Annotated in this window: 16 protein-coding genes; 12 read left to right on the plus strand and 4 right to left on the minus strand. The window is 53.3% G+C overall.

Annotation, left to right across the window (positions count from 1 at the left end):
• Nucleotides 1-6: 6 nt before the first annotated feature.
• The 5 genes from tdcC (at nt 7) to ACLGE8_RS03580 (ending at nt 7,127) form a co-directional block, all read left to right on the plus strand.
• On the plus strand, nt 7-1,338 hold the full coding sequence (gene tdcC, locus ACLGE8_RS03560; protein WP_410996488.1) for a threonine/serine transporter TdcC: 1,332 nt from the start codon (nt 7-9) through the stop codon (nt 1,336-1,338).
• 26 nt (nt 1,339-1,364) lie between these two features.
• Entirely contained in the window at nt 1,365-2,573 is a 1,209-nt protein-coding gene (gene tdcD / locus ACLGE8_RS03565) for a propionate kinase (protein WP_410996490.1), read from the plus strand.
• 29 nt (nt 2,574-2,602) lie between these two features.
• Complete coding sequence (gene pflB, locus ACLGE8_RS03570) at nt 2,603-4,897, plus strand: formate C-acetyltransferase (RefSeq protein WP_410996492.1); 2,295 nt, start codon at nt 2,603-2,605, stop codon at nt 4,895-4,897.
• Between the two features lie 598 nt (nt 4,898-5,495).
• Nucleotides 5,496-6,713: a hypothetical protein gene (locus tag ACLGE8_RS03575; protein ID WP_410996494.1), complete on the plus strand. Its 1,218-nt coding sequence runs from the start codon at nt 5,496-5,498 to the stop codon at nt 6,711-6,713.
• 69 nt (nt 6,714-6,782) lie between these two features.
• Nucleotides 6,783-7,127: a hypothetical protein gene (locus ACLGE8_RS03580; RefSeq protein ID WP_410996496.1), complete on the plus strand. Its 345-nt coding sequence runs from the start codon at nt 6,783-6,785 to the stop codon at nt 7,125-7,127.
• Between the two features lie 139 nt (nt 7,128-7,266).
• Here ACLGE8_RS03580 and ACLGE8_RS03585 read toward each other — a convergent pair whose 3' ends face one another.
• Entirely contained in the window at nt 7,267-7,854 is a 588-nt protein-coding gene (locus tag ACLGE8_RS03585) for an NUDIX domain-containing protein (protein WP_410996498.1), read from the minus strand.
• Nucleotides 7,855-7,936: 82 nt separating this feature from the next.
• Here ACLGE8_RS03585 and ACLGE8_RS03590 point away from each other — a divergent pair, with 82 nt between their 5' ends.
• The 4 genes from ACLGE8_RS03590 (at nt 7,937) to ACLGE8_RS03605 (ending at nt 11,810) form a co-directional block, all read left to right on the plus strand.
• Nucleotides 7,937-8,689: a DeoR/GlpR family DNA-binding transcription regulator gene (locus ACLGE8_RS03590; protein WP_410996500.1), complete on the plus strand. Its 753-nt coding sequence runs from the start codon at nt 7,937-7,939 to the stop codon at nt 8,687-8,689.
• A gap of 33 nt (nt 8,690-8,722) precedes the next feature.
• On the plus strand, nt 8,723-9,370 hold the full coding sequence (locus tag ACLGE8_RS03595; RefSeq protein WP_410996502.1) for a LysE family translocator: 648 nt from the start codon (nt 8,723-8,725) through the stop codon (nt 9,368-9,370).
• Nucleotides 9,371-9,466: 96 nt separating this feature from the next.
• Nucleotides 9,467-11,119: an ATP-binding protein gene (locus ACLGE8_RS03600; protein ID WP_410996504.1), complete on the plus strand. Its 1,653-nt coding sequence runs from the start codon at nt 9,467-9,469 to the stop codon at nt 11,117-11,119.
• Nucleotides 11,112-11,810, plus strand: coding sequence for a response regulator (locus ACLGE8_RS03605; RefSeq protein ID WP_410996506.1), 699 nt, complete (start codon nt 11,112-11,114; stop codon nt 11,808-11,810). Before ACLGE8_RS03600 ends, ACLGE8_RS03605 begins: the two co-directional genes overlap by 8 nt.
• 176 nt (nt 11,811-11,986) lie before the next feature.
• On the opposite strand, the gene ACLGE8_RS03610 is transcribed toward ACLGE8_RS03605, so the two are convergent.
• Nucleotides 11,987-13,522: a diguanylate cyclase gene (locus ACLGE8_RS03610; protein ID WP_410996508.1), complete on the minus strand. Its 1,536-nt coding sequence runs from the start codon at nt 13,520-13,522 to the stop codon at nt 11,987-11,989.
• 769 nt (nt 13,523-14,291) lie between these two features.
• Here ACLGE8_RS03610 and ACLGE8_RS03615 point away from each other — a divergent pair.
• From ACLGE8_RS03615 to ACLGE8_RS03625, 3 genes are all read left to right on the plus strand, one after another.
• Entirely contained in the window at nt 14,292-15,380 is a 1,089-nt protein-coding gene (locus ACLGE8_RS03615) for an ABC transporter substrate-binding protein (RefSeq protein WP_410996510.1), read from the plus strand.
• A 77-nt stretch (nt 15,381-15,457) separates the two neighbouring features.
• Nucleotides 15,458-17,227, plus strand: a complete 1,770-nt coding sequence (locus tag ACLGE8_RS03620) for an ABC transporter permease (RefSeq protein WP_410996511.1) — start codon at nt 15,458-15,460, stop codon at nt 17,225-17,227.
• Complete coding sequence (locus ACLGE8_RS03625; protein WP_410996513.1) at nt 17,220-18,290, plus strand: ABC transporter ATP-binding protein; 1,071 nt, start codon at nt 17,220-17,222, stop codon at nt 18,288-18,290. The genes ACLGE8_RS03620 and ACLGE8_RS03625 overlap by 8 nt, the downstream gene beginning before the upstream one ends.
• 43 nt (nt 18,291-18,333) lie before the next feature.
• On the opposite strand, the gene ACLGE8_RS03630 is transcribed toward ACLGE8_RS03625, so the two are convergent.
• Both ACLGE8_RS03630 and ACLGE8_RS03635 read right to left on the minus strand, forming a co-directional pair.
• Nucleotides 18,334-18,651 (minus strand): putative quinol monooxygenase, encoded by a 318-nt coding sequence (locus tag ACLGE8_RS03630; protein WP_410996515.1) that lies wholly within the window; start codon nt 18,649-18,651, stop codon nt 18,334-18,336.
• Between the two features lie 85 nt (nt 18,652-18,736).
• Complete coding sequence (locus ACLGE8_RS03635; RefSeq protein WP_410996517.1) at nt 18,737-19,357, minus strand: LysE family translocator; 621 nt, start codon at nt 19,355-19,357, stop codon at nt 18,737-18,739.
• Nucleotides 19,358-19,366 lie beyond the last annotated feature (9 nt).

Here is a 19,366-nt window from a genome sequence, read left to right on the forward strand (position 1 = left end):
TAGGATATGAGTACTACTGAAAGCATTATATCCAGCCAGACCAAACAATCGACCTGGCGTAAATCAGATACAACGTGGACGCTGGGTTTATTTGGCACCGCTATCGGCGCTGGGGTATTGTTCTTCCCGATTCGCGCCGGGTTTGGTGGGCTGATCCCCATTCTCCTGATGCTGCTGCTGGCTTACCCTATCGCCTTCTACTGCCACCGCGCGCTGGCGCGTCTGTGCCTGTCGGGGTCTAACCCTTCCGGCAACATCACCGAAACGGTAGAGGAGCATTTTGGTAAGACGGGCGGCGTGGTGATCACCTTCCTGTACTTCTTCGCCATCTGCCCGCTGCTGTGGATTTATGGCGTTACCATTACCAACACCTTTATGACCTTCTGGGAAAACCAGCTGCAGATGCCGGCGCTGAACCGTGGCTTTGTCGCCCTGTTCCTGCTGCTGCTGATGGCGTTCGTTATCTGGTTTGGTAAAGACCTGATGGTGAAAGTGATGAGCTACCTGGTCTGGCCGTTCATTGCCTGCCTGGTGCTGATTTCGCTGTCGCTGATCCCTTACTGGAACTCTGCCGCTATCGATCAGGTGGACCTCAGCAATATCGCGATGACCGGGCACGACGGTATCCTGGTGACCGTATGGCTGGGCATCTCCATCATGGTGTTCTCCTTTAACTTCTCGCCAATCGTCTCTTCCTTCGTGGTCTCCAAGCGCGAAGAGTATGAGAAGGACTTCGGTCGTGAATTCACCGAGCAGAAATGTTCGCAGATTATCTCCCGTGCCAGCGTGCTGATGGTTGCCGTGGTGATGTTCTTCGCCTTCAGCTGCCTGTTTACGCTCTCCCCGCAGAACATGGCGGAAGCTAAAGCACAGAACATTCCGGTGCTCTCTTACCTGGCAAACCACTTTGCCTCTATGTCTGGTTCGAAGTCGACCTTCGCCACCACGCTGGAGTACGGTGCGTCTATCATCGCCCTGGTCGCTATCTTCAAATCCTTCTTCGGCCACTACCTCGGCACGCTGGAAGGGCTGAACGGCCTGGTGCTGAAGTTTGGCTATAAAGGCGATAAAACCAAAGTCTCCTCTGGGAAACTGAACACCATCAGCATGATCTTCATCATGGGCTCCACCTGGGTCGTCGCTTACGCCAACCCGAACATTCTGGACCTGATTGAAGCCATGGGTGCGCCAATTATCGCTTCCCTGCTGTGCCTGTTACCGATGTACGCCATCCGTAAAGCGCCGTCGCTGGCGAAATACCGTGGTCGTCTGGATAACGTGTTTGTCACCATCATTGGTCTGCTGACCATTCTCAACATCGTGTACAAACTGTTTTAATCTGTAAGCTCAGGATGAGTCGTAAAATGAATGAATTCCCGGTCGTATTAGTGATTAACTGTGGATCATCTTCAATTAAGTTTTCAGTACTGGATGCAACCAACTGCGATGTATTAATGGCGGGGATTGCTGACGGTATTAACACTGAAAATGCGTTCTTATCCGTAAATGGAGGTGAGCCAGCTACGCTGGCTCACCACAGCTACGAAGGCGCATTAAAGGCGATTGCCTTTGAACTCGAAAAGCGTGATTTAAATGACAGCGTGGCCTTAATTGGCCACCGTATTGCCCACGGCGGAAATATCTTTACTGAATCAGCCATTATTACTGATGAAGTCATTGAGAATATCCGCAGAGTATCCCCACTGGCCCCGCTGCATAATTATGCCAACCTCAGCGGTATTGAGTCTGCGCAGCAGCTGTTCCCCGGCGTCACGCAGGTGGCGGTGTTTGATACCAGTTTCCACCAGACGCTGCCGCCAGAAGCGTATCTCTACGGCCTGCCGTGGAAATATTTCGAAGAGCTGGGCGTGCGCCGCTACGGCTTCCACGGCACTTCGCATCGCTACGTTTCGCAACGCGCTCATGACCTGCTTAACCTGACAGAGCAGGACTCCGGCCTGGTAGTCGCCCACCTCGGCAACGGCGCCTCTATCTGTGCGGTGCGTAATGGCCAGAGCGTGGATACCTCCATGGGCATGACCCCGCTCGAAGGGCTGATGATGGGCACCCGCAGCGGCGACGTCGACTTCGGCGCCATGGCGTGGGTCGCCAGTGAAACCCAGCAGACGCTCGCCGACCTGGAGCGGGTGGTGAATAAAGAGTCCGGCCTGCTCGGCATTTCCGGCCTCTCCTCCGACCTACGGGTACTGGAAAAAGCGTGGCATGAAGGCCATGAACGCGCCCAACTGGCGATTAAAACCTTCGTCCACCGCATCGCCCGCCATATTGCCGGGCACGCGGCTTCGCTGCATCGCCTCGATGGGATTATTTTCACCGGCGGTATCGGTGAGAACTCGGTATTAATTCGCCGTCTGGTGATTGAGCATCTCGCCGTGCTGGGGGTGAATATCGACAGCGAGCGAAATAATTTACCCAACGCCTACGGCGAGCGAATTATTTCTACCCACGATGCCCGCGTGGTGTGCAGCGTTATTCCAACCAATGAAGAAAAGATGATTGCCCTCGATGCGATTCATTTAGGCGAAATCAGCGCCAGCGTCGAATACGCGTAATTAACGGTTAGTCAGCAGAGAGAATTTCCATGAAGGTAAATATCGATATCGGCGATAAACTGTACGCCGACGCATGGCAGGGATTTAACGGCACGGACTGGAAAGAGTGTATTAACGTCCGCGATTTTATTCAGCATAACTACACGCCGTATGAAGGCGATGAATCCTTCCTGGCTGAAGCAACGTCAGCCACCCTCGCCCTCTGGGAGAAGGTGATGGCGGGCATTCGCATCGAAAACGCCACGCACGCGCCGGTCGACTTCGACACTAACGTTGCCACCACCATTACCGCTCACGACGCAGGCTATATCGACCAGAGCCTGGAAAAGATCGTCGGCCTACAAACCGACAAGCCGCTTAAGCGCGCGCTGCACCCTTACGGCGGCGTGAATATGATCAAAAGCTCGTTCGATGCTTACGGTCGTGAGATGGACCCGAACTTCGAATACCTGTTCACCGAGCTGCGTAAAACCCACAACCAGGGCGTATTTGATGCCTACTCACCGGATATGCTGCGCTGCCGTAAATCCGGCGTGCTGACCGGCTTACCGGACGGATATGGCCGTGGGCGTATCATCGGTGACTACCGTCGCGTGGCGCTGTACGGCATTCAGTATTTGGTGCGCGAACGCGAACAGCAGTTCGCCGACCTCCAGTCTAACCTGCAACGCGGTCAGAACCTCGAAGCCACCATTCGCCTGCGCGAAGAGCTGTCGGAGCACCGCCGGGCGCTGCTGCAAATGCAGGAGATGGCGGCGAAGTACGGCTGCGATATCTCCCGCCCGGCGCGTAACGCCCAGGAAGCGGTGCAGTGGCTCTACTTTGCCTACCTCGCCGCGGTGAAGTCGCAGAACGGCGGCGCAATGTCGCTCGGCCGTACCGCGTCGTTCCTCGACGTCTATATTGAGCGCGACTTCAAGGCCGGTTTGCTGACCGAAGAGCAGGCGCAGGAGCTGATTGACCACTTCATTATGAAGATCCGCATGGTGCGCTTCCTGCGTACACCGGAATTCGACACGCTGTTCTCCGGCGACCCTATCTGGGCCACCGAAGTCATCGGCGGGATGGGGATGGACGGGCGCACGCTGGTCACCAAAAACGCGTTCCGCTATCTGCATACCCTGCACACCATGGGGCCAGCGCCGGAGCCAAACCTGACGGTGCTGTGGTCAGAAGCGCTGCCGGTGGCCTTTAAAAAATATGCCGCCCAGGTGTCTATCGTCACCTCTTCCTTGCAGTACGAGAACGACGACCTGATGCGCGCCGACTTTAACAGCGACGATTACGCCATTGCCTGCTGCGTGAGCCCGATGGTCATCGGTAAGCAGATGCAGTTCTTCGGTGCGCGCGCCAACCTCGCCAAAACCCTGTTGTACGCAATTAACGGCGGCGTGGATGAGAAGCTGAAGATTCAGGTCGGCCCGAAAACGGCACCGCTGATGGATGAGGTGCTCGACTACGATACGGTGATGGAGAGCCTCGACCACTTTATGGACTGGCTGGCGGTGCAGTACATCAGCGCGCTGAATATCATCCACTTCATGCACGACAAATACAGCTACGAAGCCTCGCTGATGGCGCTGCACGACCGCGATGTTTATCGCACCATGGCCTGCGGTATTGCCGGGCTGTCGGTGGCGGCAGACTCCCTTTCGGCTATCAAATACGCGCAGGTGAAACCGGTGCGCGACCATACCGGGCTGGCGGTCGACTTTGTGATTGAAGGGGAATATCCGCAGTACGGCAACAACGATGAGCGCGTGGACAGCATTGCCTGCGATTTGGTTGAGCGCTTTATGAAGAAAATCCAGGTGCTGCCAACCTATCGCGACGCCGTGCCGACGCAGTCCATTCTGACCATCACCTCTAACGTGGTCTACGGCCAGAAAACCGGTAACACGCCGGATGGTCGCCGTGGCGGCACGCCGTTTGCGCCAGGGGCTAACCCTATGCACGGCCGTGACCGCAAAGGCGCCGTCGCCTCGTTGACCTCAGTCGCGAAGTTGCCGTTCACCTACGCCAAAGATGGGATCTCCTACACCTTCTCTATCGTACCGGCGGCGCTGGGCAAAGAGGATGGCGTGCGGAAAACTAACCTCGTGGGGCTGCTCGACGGTTACTTCCACCACGAGGCGCACGTCGAGGGCGGGCAGCATCTGAACGTTAACGTGCTGAATCGGGAGATGCTGCTGGATGCCATTCAGCATCCGGAGAACTATCCAAACCTGACGATCCGCGTTTCTGGCTATGCGGTGCGCTTTAACGCGCTGACCCGCGAGCAGCAGCAGGATGTGATTTCGCGGACGTTCACCCAGGCGCTTTAGCGCTGGAAGCCCCGTGAAATAGCATGGCTGGCCGCGCGGGAACGCGCGGCCAGTTAAGCGATGTGTTGTTGACAAAAAAGTGTGTTTGTCTCTCCTTTGGTGCACGGTTGTGCACCTTTTTTGGGAGGCCAGATTTCCGATATGGCTTTTGTATTGAATAATACCGTTTCAGCGCTAATGTATCGCTTTCCAGAAATGAACCTTGTTACTCCAAAAGCAGACTTAGCGCCCCTTCCGACAAAACCTTCACGGTGAAAATAATCGACGCCCATTCGAATAGCGACTACTTTTTCACAGGACACGTGTTTAGGCTGCAGGTAAACGCTGTAGCAAACCACCATTTCTAATAGTTGAATAACGTTCAGCCAGCTAATATCTATATTACATTACTTTCCCGCACCCCTAAATTTAATAGTTCACAAACTGAAGTAAAGGAAGGTGCCATGCATATATGATATAAATACAAAGATATTATCTAAAAAGAACTGAAAACACTCAACCTTATAATAAGTGCAAATTTAGATTAAGTGACATCTAAAGTGTTTTTCTTTCTTAAATTACCATATGCTCTTATTTATGCATTTAGAGGAAAGGAACAATGAAATACAAGTTCGCCCTGTTATGTGCTTCGGCCATCGCGCTCAGTGGCTGTAACAAAAATGACATCGATTGTGGAGATTCATCAGTTCAGAATGACCTCATCAATCGACTAATTTCAGCTATGGTGCTGGAAGGTGGCGGCGATAGAAGTACCCCAGATCTGCTAAAACAACTCAAAGTAACGTTTAAAGACTTCACACAGGATAATGAACGCGCAACAGAGACCTCTGCACAATGTACCGCTACGGCCACGATTGTCGATTCGCAACAATCAGGACAGGCGATGGCGGGCTCTTTCCATTACGAACTGAATAAGGGAGCCGATGGTAAAGTTAAGCTTGATGCTGACTCCGTGCGTCTTGGCTTAAACCTTGATAACTTCAAAGCGATAAAGATTGATGAAACGCCAGAACAAAAGGAATGGCGTGAAGCACAGGAAAAAGCCAAAGCAGAACAAGCCCGTCAGGAAGAGGCGCGTAAAGCTGAAGAAGCGGCCAAAAAAGCAGAAGCAGAGAAACAAATTGCAGCAGCTCAGGCGATTCCAGATAGCGACTTTAAGGCCATCAATGCGGATGACCTGATGTTACTGTTCCTGGCTAATTCTGGACGCAAAGTGACCGATGACGAGAAGTTAGGTTTACTCAGCAATCGCTGGAATGCGGAAAACGATCCCTTTAAACGAAATGATATGAAGCAAGACGAGTTGGCTAAAGCCGATGAGGAGATCGCTAAGTTTAAAGGTGTTAAATATATTAAGGTAAGCAAAATGCTATCCCGTCTGAACAGGCGACAAGATAGCGTCAAAAAAGGGATCATCACTGATGCTTACCTTAGCATTAGTAAGCCACAAGGTTATGATTTCACAAGTAAAACATTCCCGATAGACGTCGCAGGATGCGGGTCATCACTGGAATTTGGTCCAGCCACATTCTATCGCTCGCGTCAGAATATCAGCATCATGATGGAGAAAAGCATCATTCAGTGCAAAATTACTCCAGCAAATGAGGATGAAGCTCGAAGCATTTCAGCCGCACTGTCGAGCATCCCTGATAATAACTTCGGTGCCGAAGGTACGGCTTATCTGATGGTGACAGGCTATGAGCCGAATAAGGCTCACGTTAATACCGTATTAGTCCGCGAGGATATCTCTATATTCCGGTATGCGGTTGATGCCTTAAATGATAAATCACCACTACTAAACTTCACTTTAAAATAGATGTTCAGTGATGGCGTTTTGCTTTGAGCAAGACGCCATTGTACAAAATGGCATTGATGAGAACGGTAAATGAAACTTTTCACTAGAATGTTTATTCTTGCTATCGTCACGGCAACGCTTGCCGGATGTAACAGCGAGCCATCTGAAAGTGACATTCAGAAAGCACTGCAAAATAAGCTTGATGAAGGTAATGCCCGAGCAAGTCAGATGATGGGAAGATATGGCGTAAATACTGATGGTATGCTGACAACGCTAAACTCGATACGAAAAATATCCTGTGATGAGTCCGGTAATAACAAGCAATACAACTGTAAAGTCGAGGTCGATATCACCTCTCCGCTTATTGGGCGTAATAAAAGCGTCACGACGATTAACGTCATCAATGACAGCGGAAAATGGTTGGTGATGGAGTAATCCAGCCTCCCAGAGTTATCTGGCACAAGCTGGGTCAACGCTTTGCGTGTAGCCCACGAGCATGCCCGCAGTGAGTTGCGGGCATATTATTAAACGAAGGGTGCAGCAGCGGTGAAATGCAGCAGGGAGGCGGCGCGCTTTACCCCAACCGCTTATTCAGCGCCAGATACTGCAGCAGCATAATGGTCTTAGCATCCATAATCTCACCGCTGACCACTGCCTGCAGTGCGCGTTCCAGCGGCCACTCCAGCACCTCAATATCTTCGCCCTCTTCTTCTACGCCACCGCCGCGGCTGACGCGATCCTCATCCTGGTACTCCGCGATAAAGAACCACAGCTTTTCGGTCACCGAGCCGGGGCTCATAAAGGCCCTGAATACCGGCTCGATTTGCGTAATGCGAAAGCCGGTTTCCTCTTCCGCTTCGGCGATGATACGCGCCTCCGGAGAGGCGTTGTCCAGCAGTCCCGCCGCCGCCTCGATGAGCATCCCGCAGCCGTCATGAAGGTATACCGGCATCCTGAACTGGCGGGTAAGCACCACCGTTTGCTTACGGCGGTTGTACAGCAGCACCACCGCGCCGTGGCCGCGATCGTAGGCTTCGCGACTCTGCCGTTGCCATATGCCGTCGCGGCGGCGCAGGTCGAAGGTGTATTTTTTCAGGGTATACCAGTCGTCAGAAAGCAGCTGCGACTGAATATTTTTCACTAACGGCTCAATAGCGCTCATTTTTTCTCTCCTGTCGATGACATTTTGCAAACTATCACGCATAATCGTGCGACATCAAGAAAAAACACGCATGAGAAAAAACATGTTAGCCAGCCAACGAAAGCAGCAGATCCTGGCGATTCTCGCCCGGGATAAACAGGTGCACTCCACCGAGTTAAGCCAGCAGTTTCAGGTTTCGGAAGACTCTATTCGCCGCGACCTCAGGGAGCTCGCCGCCGCCGGGTTACTCCAGCGCGTCCACGGTGGCGCGCTGCCGGTCTCTGCCGCCATTGCCCCGTTTGAAGCAAGAAAAAACGTGCAAATATCCGCAAAGCAAACCATCGCCCAGAAAGCCGTTTCGCTGATCGGCGCAGGTCAGGTGGTCATGATCGACGGGGGAACCACCACCAGCGAAATGATCAAGCTGCTGCCGGTCGATCTGCCCTTTACCGTGGTCACCCACAGCCCGAGCATTGCCGTCGGGCTGATTGATTACCCGGCAATTGAGGTGATTTTGCTGGGCGGCACGCTGTTTAAGCACTCCGTCGTCACCACCGGTTCCGCCATGAGCGAAGCGGCCAGCCGTATTAACGCGGATCTATTTTTTATGGGCGTGACCGGGGTGCATTACCGCGCTGGCTTTACCACCGGCAGCTTTGAAGAGGCGGCCGTCAAGCGCCTGCTCAGCGAGCGGGCCTCAGAGACCATCGTGATGGCATCGCAGGAGAAAATTAACGCCGCTTCCGCCTTTGCGATTGGTGGGCTGAATCTCGCCAGCACCCTGATTGTCGACGGCGAACTGGATGCTTCGCTGACGGCGGCGTTAGTCAGCAACGACGTGTCGGTTATCGCCTAGCACGGCTGTTTTCCATTTCACTCTGAGGTTGTCATGCTGGATATCACCAATCTGTGGCTGTTTAGCCTGTCAGTTCTGCTGCTCTCCATCACGCCGGGGCCAGATATGGCCTATGTCGTCGGCCAGAGCGTCGTTAACGGGCGCCGCGCGGGCGTTATCTCCGCCAGCGGCGTCGCGCTGGGCAGTTGTACCCATGCGATCGCCAGCGTGGTTGGGCTGACGGCGCTTATCAGCGCCTCGCCGCTGATGTTTACCCTCGTGAAATACATGGGCGCGGTTTACCTGATGTACCTCGGCGGAAAGATGCTGCTCGGCTCATTTACCGCCAATGCGGCGAAGGACGATGCTCCCGCACCGCGCAGCATGCAAGCAGACCTGCGCAGCCTGCTGTCGAAAGGGTTTATCACCACGCTGACCAACCCGAAGGTTATTCTGTTCTTTATCTCGTTCTTCCCGCAGTTCGTCACGCCAAACGGTGAGCATCATGCCGCATCGTTCCTGATCCTCGGCATGGTGTACGCGCTGATTGGTTTTATGACCGATGCAACCTTTGCCATTCTGGCCGGCGGTGCGGCGGGCGCGGTATCGCAAAACAGAATGCTGCAACGGCTGTTGGATCGTATCGTCGGCACGGCGTTTATTGGTTTAGGGATTCGTCTGGCATTGACCCGGAGAATGTAGGTAGCTCACAACTCTGCGGTCGCTCGATAACGGTTCGTATTTTCGCATGATAGGCTTTTTGGATGACTCCTTTCGGCACTGGCCGCGGCGAACCGTATGACGCTCCGATTGACCTTTCAGATGAAGCTGTTTCTGTCGCTGCTGGCATTCTCCTGCCTGCTGCTGGCGTTGCTTGGTGCGCTGCTGTTTCATTTTATCGACCGCCAGTTGCATCATGATTTGGGCCAGCGCGCCCGGATTCAGGCCAGCGAGATTGCGCTGATGCCGGGGCTTGCGGCCATGGTCGAGCAGCGGGATATTCCCGGCATTGCGCGGCTGATCCAGCCGCTACGCGCCGAAAGCGATGCCAGCTATATCGTGGTAGGCGACGCCCACGAGCAGCACCTCTACCATTCGGAATCGCCGGAGCGCCTGAACCTGCCGATGATCGGCGGTGATAACGCCGAAGTGCTGCAGGGCAAAACCATTATCTCAATACGCAAAGGCGGGATTGGCGTGTCGCTGCGCAGCAAGGCACCGATTTTTGATAGACAGCATCGGGTTATCGGTATTGTCTCCGTCGGCTACCTCACCTCCTACATCGCCAATATCAACGCCCGCCTGTTATGGCGCACCGGGCTGTACGGCATTGCCCTGTTGCTGCTGCTGTTTATCTTCTCCTGGGTACTGGCCCGCACGCTAAAAAAGCAGATGTTCGGCCTCGAGCCGAAGGATATCGCCCAACTGGTACTCCAGCAAAAAGCGCTGCTTGAGGCGATGTACGAAGGGGTATTTGCGGTCAATGCCGATAAACAGCTGATCCTTATCAACCGCGCCGCCAGGGAGATGCTCAATATTCAGCAGAGCGAACAGGCGCTGCTCGGCAAGCCGCTCGATGAGGTTATTCAGCTGCCGCCGTCGTTCTTTGCGCCAGGCAATACTGCGTACGATAGTCGTCATCACGATCACATCACCGTGCTGAATCATCGGGAGACCATCGTTAACCGCGTCGCCATTGAAGTGGAGCCGGGAACCCAAAGCGGCTGGGTATTCAGCTTCCGCGACAGAAACGATATCACAACGCTTAGCCACCAGCTCAGCCAGGTGACCCGCTATGCCGATAACCTACGCATCATGCGCCACGAGCAGCTTAACTGGACCGCAACGCTGGTCGGCCTGCTGCAGATGCAGCGCTATGACGATGCCCTGCGCTATATCCGGGTGCATTCGGAAGGCGCCCAGCAGGTGCTGGATTTCCTCTCAACGCAGTTTGCCTCTCCGGCGCTGTGCGGCCTGCTGCTAGGGAAATACGTTAGCGCGCGCGAAAAAGGCGTGGAGCTGACGTTCGACCCGGCCTGCCGAGTGTCGCGGCTGCCGGAAGGGCTGAGCGAAACCGAACTGATGTCGGTCATTGGCAACCTGGTGGACAACGCCGTTGATGCCACGCTGAATACCACCCCCCGCACCGCGCCGGTGGAAATCTATATTTCTGACCGCAACCACGAGCTGGTTATCGAGGTCGCGGACCGGGGCTGCGGCGTGGATGAAGCGATGAAGCCTCATATCTTTGAACAAGGGTTTACCAGCAAACCCGCCGACGGCAGCGAGTTCACCGGCTCAGAGCACGGCATTGGCCTCTACCTGGTCGCTGGCTATGTGCGCCGGGCCGGCGGCAGCATCGAAATTAGCGATAACGTTCCGCAAGGTACCGTATTTTCCGTTTTCATCCCGTTCCAGACCGCGCTTGCTACAGGACCTTCCCATGACTGATACCCGCCCGCTTGAGGTTGTTATTATTGAAGATGAGCCGCATCTGGCGCAGCTGCATCGGGAGTTTATTGAGCAAAACTTCCGTCTGCGCGTGGTGGGGATCGCCAGCACGCTGGCGCAGGCGCATGAGCTAATCCTCCAGCATCGACCGCGCCTGGTGCTGCTGGATAACTATTTGCCGGACGGCCAGGGCGTTGAGCTTATTGGCAGCCCGCTGCTAAAGCAGTTTGAGTGCTCGGTAATTTTCATTACCGCCGCCAGCGATATGCAGACCTGTAGCCACGCTATGCGCAGCGGAGCCTTTGATTATCTGATTAAGCCGGTTTTCTCCCACCGCCTGCAGGCGTCGCTTGAACGTTTTATGCTGCTGGAACACACCCTGAGGCAGGTGAAGGTGGTGGACCAGAATGCGCTCGATAAGCTGTTCAATCTGCCCGCCGGGGAGGCGTCGGGGCAGCCTTCCACCAAGGGGATTGAGCCTGCGACGCTGGCGCGGGTGCAGCGGATTTTTAGCGAGCATCCTGAGGTGAACTGGTCAGTTGAGCAGGTGGTTGAGGAGGCGGGGATCAGTAAGACGACGGGGCGCCGGTATCTGGAGTACTGCGTGGAGATTGGGTTTATTGTGATTGAAATTCAGTATGGGAGTATTGGGCATCCAAGGCGGTTGTACCGGAAGGCGGAGCTGGAGTGAGCGTTGGTGCGGGGCGACCGTTGCACCCGCGTTGCGCGTTGCTAAGCATGGCGCTTCTGCATCAGTGAACGGGTCATGCTCCCCTTAGCACGCCTCTCGGGGGAGCAGGACGTTCAGTCACGCTGGTTTATGCTATTCGCCAAAAGACCCCAGCGCTTGCAAGATGTCATGATGGCCTAATTTGTACATATGCAATTTCTTCCCGCATCCTTCGCGTTATAAAGATAGTGATCGGCTTTAGCAATCGTATCATCAAGATGCTCGCCCTTCTGCCAGACAACCAGTCCACCGCTAAATGATGTTTTTAATGCAGGCTCGCGCCATTCTTTATTACAAACACTCAAACGCCATTGATTCAGAAGTTCTAAACAAGAACGTAGACTCTTTCCAGGGAAAATCACTATAAGTTCCTCACCGCCAAATCGGTATATTGGGTTCTCATCTCCTAGTATTCTCTTTCCTTCCCTTGCGACAAATTTCAGAACGTCATCACCAATAATATGCCCGAAAGTATCATTAATCATTTTAAAATGATCGAGATCGATTATTGCCAGATTAAACGAAATACCTTTCGCTACCATTGATACATAATCTTCCTCAAGCTTCTTTCTATTATATAAATGAGTTAATTCATCTACCAGAATATCATGCTGGATCTGCTCATACCTTATTCTATGTTTAGTAATCTCATTACTAAGATTGTTAATGTTGAATGATTGCATGTTGACATCAACACCATTAATATCAAGATATAGCTTTCCAACCACCTGTTTATTATATGTAATATATAAAAACAGCAGCGTCATCAGGATCACAAAACACACCAGAACGGTAAGATAAAATACATACATAGACTTGTTATAGTATGCTTTTATACTTGCTTTATCGGCATAGGTGAAAGCAATCCAGGAGGGTTTTGAATATAATTTATAGAAGACCAGATTGCCCTCAGCATCATGAAATGAACCATGGGGGTTTATCGCTTTCTCCAACCATTCCTGAGGCACTTTTTTTCTTAAAATATCATTGGGGTTGGGTGCATTAATCACCTGACCATCAGAAGTTGTTACCAGAAACGTACCATTTAGTGGGATCAATTTGTCGCGTAACGTACTAGACAAATGTTTTAGATCTAAATCAGCAGCGATAACACCGAGGATTTTTCGTTCTTCATTCATTATGGAGGTGCTAGCAGTAATACCCCATTTATTGGAAGTATTGATATTATTAGGATTATCCTGATTATCGCTTTCATAGGGCAATGAATAAGATATTTTACCGGATGAACTCAATATAAACCACGGGCGAGTCAACGGATTGAAATCTTTTTTGAATGTAAGGTGCTCTGGATATGTTTTATATTCACCGCTTTGTACTTTTACGATCATAACGCTATTAAGATATGAATATGAATTCATGATGGCAGCAATTTTGTTATTGAATGGACTGCGCTCAGAGGATATATATTTATCAATTCTATCTTCGGCTGATAAAATACCCGCCATATTAATTAATGTTTGGTTTATCTCTGCAATTGGGATATCAATGCTATCAAATGAAGTATTCACATTGAATCGATATAACATTTCATCCACAGTGCTCTCTGTCTGATAATTAATATACATTAAAAATGACAATGTCATTACTGCCAGCGGCAGTATGACCATACTGAATAGAATATATTGTAGATTTTTCCCAGAAATACTCTTCATTATGCTTCCATCAAAAATGATAACCAATTGTTAAATTTATAATACAAAGAACGGCAAAGCTGACATTTTTAAGATATACAACATATTACAGAAAACAATTGATCGTTAAAACAGGTCGATAAACAAATTAAGATAGGAGATATCTATCAAGATATGCCATGCCGATGGCTTTAAACAATCATCCACTTATCATACTTAAATTTTTCTTATGTTAATTAATTGATAATTAAAAATATAATTACCTTCATTGTTTTTATATTTAACTGAAACTTTAAGAATAATCAGACATGATAGCATGCTAATAAAAAGCATGATTAAGATTAATCCAACCGCCATTTTGTTTTAAGTACATGGTGATTAAATTATGCTAAAGAGAGATGGAGAACTAAACCGACTAAAATCAATTCAAATTTTATTTCTAAAATGATAACTCGATGAGGACCAACTCTATGTTTGTTAAATTGAATGGTATCATTTGTCCAGTGCAGGTTAAGTCACATTGTGCCGCCGTGGTCAGCTGTTCTCCGTTGTGTCTACGAACGTTATATAGCAAGAACTGAGAGAGAACGTCATGGCGCACTTAGCCCGATAGCTCCCCTATTTCACCAATAAACAATTCCCCGAGCTCGCGGTTTCTATGGTGTTAATTACCGAAACAACGCCAACAATCACATTTCCACCAGCCCGTTATCTTCCCCCTCTTGTCACCCTCCTCCTATCCGCTATGTTGATTTTTAGTTCTTCAAACGTAACTAAAAGGTTAATAATAATGTCGAACACATTCCGTATCTCCCTACTCTCTGCTACCGTTTTCATGTCGTTCTCCGCCCTGTCCGCGCTGCCTCAGGGCTACCCGGCCGACTACCAAAAGGTCGTCGATGCGGCGACCAAAGAAGGCAAAGTGGTGATCTACTCCACCACCGATACCAAAGCAGCCGGGCCGCTGATTCAGGGCTTTGAGGCCGCCTATCCGGGCATCAAAGTTGAATACAACGATATGAACAGCACCGAACTGTACAACCGCTTCATCAGCGAGCAGGCCTCCGGCGGCGGCAGCGGTGATGTGGTCTGGAGTTCCTCCATGGACACCGCGATGAAGCTCGCGACCGACTACGCCATGGAGTACGTTTCCGCTGAACAAAAACAGCTGCCGAAATGGGCGGTCTGGCACAACAAAGCTTACGGCACCACCTATGAGCCAGTGGTCTTTATCTACAACAAGCGCCTGATCCCGGCAGCTGACGTGCCGGACTCACACGCCGCGCTGGCGAAGCTGGTTGCCGGCCAGGTCGATAAATTCAAAAGCAAAGTCACCACCTACGATATCGAAAAATCCGGCGTTGGTTTTATGCTGTCGGTGATGGATTACAAAGCCGATCCTAACTACTTCAAGACGCTGGCCGACGTGGCAAAAGGCGGCCTGGCGGTGCAGTCCTCCACCGGCACGATGATGGAAAGGGTCTCTTCGGGCGAAAACCTGATCGGCTACAACATCCTCGGTTCCTATGCCGAAGCGCGCGCTAAAAACGACCCATCGCTGGGTATCTCCTATCCGAAGGATTACACCCTGGTACTGTCGCGCGTCTCCTTCATCAGCCAGCAGGCCGAGCACAGCAACGCCGCTAAGCTGTGGATGGACTACGTGCTGTCTGAAAAAGGGCAGAGCATCCTGGCCAATCAGGCGGATATCCCCTCTATCCGTAACGATATCGAAGGCAAAAACGACATCGACGGCATGACAAAAATGCTGGGCAACGCGCTGAAGCCAATCCCGGTTGATGAGTCATTGCTGGAATACCTGCAGCCGAAAAAACGTCTGGACTACATCAAACAGTGGCGTGAAGCCGCGGCCAAATAAGCGCCTGAATCACGCGCGCCTTCACAGGCGCGCTGTGTTCTCGCTTCCTGAATTCGTGTTATCGGATCTCTTTGCTTATGAACGCATTACGTAGAAAGTGGCAGAGCCTGCCGCGCGGCGTCGTCGTGCTGATAACCGCGCTGGCTATCTACACGCCGCTGTCGTTTATCGTGATCCAAAGTTTCCTGTCCGCGCCGTTTTTCTCCCCGGCAAAGGCCTGGAGCCTTGAATCCTTTGGCTTTATTTTTACCGACCCTGACTTCTATAAGGCGCTGAAAAGCGGCTTTATTCTCGCCTTCGGCCTGGTCATTATCGCCATCCCACTGGGCGGCATTCTGGCCTTCCTGATGGTGCGTACCGACCTGCCCGGCAGACGCTTGATTGAGCCGCTGATCCTGGTGCCTATTTTTGTTTCGCCGATGGTGCTGGCGTTTGGCTACGTGGTCGCCGCCGGGCCGGTGGGCTTCTTGTCGCTATGGGCGCAGTCGCTGATTGGCTTCGTGCCGTGGAATATCTACGACATGTCGAGCATCGTGGTGATTGCCGGTCTGACTCACGTGCCGCACGCCTATCTCTATATCTCGTCGGCGCTGCGCAGCGTCAGCTCGGACGTCGAAGAAGCCGCGCGTATTTCCGGCGCTTCCCCGCTACAGGTGATGACCTCGGTGAGCCTGCCGATGGTGCGGCCTTCGATTCTCTACGCTGTGGTACTGCTGTTTTTCCTCGGGCTGGAAGTATTCGGCCTGATGCTGGTACTGGGCGACCCGGAAGGCAACATGGTGCTGGCGACCTACCTGTACCAGCTCACCAACAAGCTCGGCACACCGTCGTACCACCTGATGGCGGCAGTCGCCGTGGTGCTGATTTGCCTGACCATCCCGCTGGTGATGCTACAACGCCGCCTGATGCGTACCGCCAACCGTTTCGTCACCATGAAGGGCAAAGCCTCCCAGGCCCGCGCGCTGCCGCTTGGCAAATGGCGCTGGATAGCAGGCGCCGTGGTGGCGTTCTGGCTGACCATCACCATCGGCGTGCCGCTGATGGGCGTGGTGCTGCGCGCCTTTATCTCCAACTGGGGCGTGGGGGTTTCGCTGTGGGATGAGCTGTCGCTCAGCACCTTCCGCACCATCTGGGATCAGCCGAACCTGCTGCGCGCTATCGTCAACTCGATGGCGATTGGCGTGATCGGCGGCGCGCTGGCGGTGGGCTGCTATCTGTTTATCGGCATCGCCATGCACCGTAAGCCGGACAACACCACTCGATTCCTCGATTACAGCGTGCTGGTCCCCCGCGCGGTGCCCGGCCTGCTTGCCGGCCTGGCGTTCCTGTGGGTGTTCCTGTTCTTACCGATGTGGCTCGATAACGCGCTGAAATCCGGCTGGCTCTCCGGCATGCCGTGGTCGCAGTGGCTGCGCGATAACCTGATTGTCTGGCTGCGCTCGTTGCGCAGCACCATGTTCAGCGTCTGGCTGGCCTACACCGTGGTGTGGATGGCCTACGGCCTGCGCCTTATCTCCTCAACCCTGCTGCAGGTAGGACCTGAGCTGGAAGAAGCCGCACGCAGCACCGGCGCGACGCGCGGACAGATCACCCGCCACGTCACGATTCCGCTGTCGCGCTACGGGCTGATTGGCTCCTGGCTGCTGATGTTCCTTATCTTTGAGCGCGAGTACTCAACGGGTGTCTATCTGCTGTCGCCGGGCACGGAGACCATCGGCTCGATGCTGGTTTCTCTGTGGGCGGCGGGCGCTATCGACATCGTCGCGGCGCTGTCGTTTATCAACATTGTGTTGGTGGTGATTGGCCTGGGGATTGCCCTTCGTTTTGGAGTGAAATTACATGATTGAATTATCGGTCGAGAACCTGCACTTAACCTACGGCGATAACCCGGTGTTAAAAGGCGTGACCATGAACCTCAAGCGCGGTGAAGTGGTCTCGCTGCTGGGGCCATCCGGCAGCGGCAAAACCACCCTGCTGCGCGCGGTCGCGGGATTAGAAAAACCGACGCAGGGGTCGATTACTATCGGCAACAATAAGGTCTACGACGGCACCCCGCGCAGCGAAATCCCCGCCGAGGAGCGCAACCTGGGGCTGGTATTCCAGTCCTACGCCCTATGGCCGCATAAAACCGTGTTCGAGAACGTGGCCTACCCGCTGAAGCTGCGTAAAGTCCCCGCAGCGGAGATCAACCAGCGAGTACAAGGCGTGCTGGATCAGCTGGGTCTTGGGCACCTTGGCAAACGTCACCCGCACCAGCTTTCCGGCGGCCAGCAGCAGCGCGTGGCGATTGGCCGCGCGCTGGTCTATAACCCACCGGTGATTCTGCTTGATGAGCCGCTGTCCAACCTCGACGCCAAGCTGCGTGAAGAGGCGCGCGTGTTCCTGCGCGAGCTTATTATCAAGCTCGGCCTTTCGGCGCTGATGGTGACGCACGATCAGAACGAAGCGATGTCGATCTCCGACCGTATCCTGCTGCTCAACAACGGCAAAATTGAGCAACAGGGTACACCGCAGGAGATGTACGGCTCGCCAAAAACGCTGTTCACCGCCGAGTTTATGGGCAGCAACAACCGCCTGCACGGCAAAGTGACTGAAATCCGCGACGGCAAAGCGCGCGTGGAGGGCAGCGGCTGGGCGCTGTGGGGCCAGGCGGGAGAAGGCGTGCAGGTTGGTAACGACGGCACGGCGGTGATCCGCGTCGAGCGCGTGGCGCTGGTCGATGGTCCGGGCGACAACCAGCTTGAGCTGCCGCTGGTCACCAGCATGTACCTCGGCGACCGCTGGGAGTATCTGTTCCGCACAGCCGGGGATGATTTTGCTATCCGCGCCTACGGCAACGAGGTGCGCGACCCGCAGCACTGCCACCTGTCGCTGCCGGAAAAACACGTCTGGGTATTCCCTAAATCCTGATGATTCAGGGGGCGGCGCTGGCCGCTCCCTTATTCTTGCTGATTTATAGCGCTCTCAGCCGCTGTACGTTCAAGCTTTCCAGCTTGCCATCCAGGATCGCCAAAAAATCATCGTGATAGGACATGGCGACATGCTTTTTCAAATCATCCTCTGATTTCCAGCGTTCAATAAACACGAACGACACCTTGCCTTCGTTTGCCAGCACGCGCACATCCGCAATCGCCCTGCTTTCGTGGAGATCGTACTGCAGACATCCGGCTTCCTGATGGGTGAGCGGCACCATGGCCTTCGCGGCATTGCGGACGGCGTCGAGGTGTTCTGGGAGAGGCGTGAGTGTGGCGACTATCTTAACTTCGCTCATGGGGGAAGGCCTTGTGTGAGTGAATGACATCATAGAGCGTAGATGGGGAAAGGCGGTGTAGCCAGCCGATCTCGCCCCAGCTTTCTCAGCGTCTGCTCATCGCCAGCTTCACGGCAAACAGAAGAAACAGGCACCCGGTAGTACGATCCATCCATTTCACCACGGCAGGCTTTTTCAGCACCCCGGAGGCGTAGCGAGTGGCTGTAATCAACGTCAGCGACCAGAGTGTGCCGATCAGCACATGGATAGTGACCAACAGGAACGTCCAGCCGATGGGGGAATGCCCAGCCGGAATAAACTGCGGCAAAAAGGAGACGTAAAAGATGCCCATTTTAGGGTTCAGCACGTTTCCCAGCATCCCGCGCAGGAACCAGTTGTTTGACGAGTTCGTCTCCCCTTGGTTCAGGCTGAACTGCTGACGCGGGCGTAAGAGTAGCTGAACGCCTAACCAGCAAAGGTATGCCGCGCCGCAATATTTCAGCAGCGTGTAGGCGAATTCAGAAACCGCCAGCAAAGCACCTAGCCCAAAGGCCACCAGCGCTCCCCAGATAAAACATCCCGCATCAATGCCTAATGCAGCATGGAGCGCTTTTCGACCACCTTCAACGGTTGCGGTACGCAGAATCAGTGCGGTATCAAGGCCTGGAGTTAAGGTCAGGAGGGTTGCGGCAAGGGTGTAGGCAAGGAGTGCATCGGTGACGGACATGTTGTGGCT

The sequence above is a fragment of the Kluyvera sp. 142486 genome, from assembly GCF_046569695.1.
In the GTDB taxonomy this organism is placed as follows: domain Bacteria; phylum Pseudomonadota; class Gammaproteobacteria; order Enterobacterales; family Enterobacteriaceae; genus Kluyvera.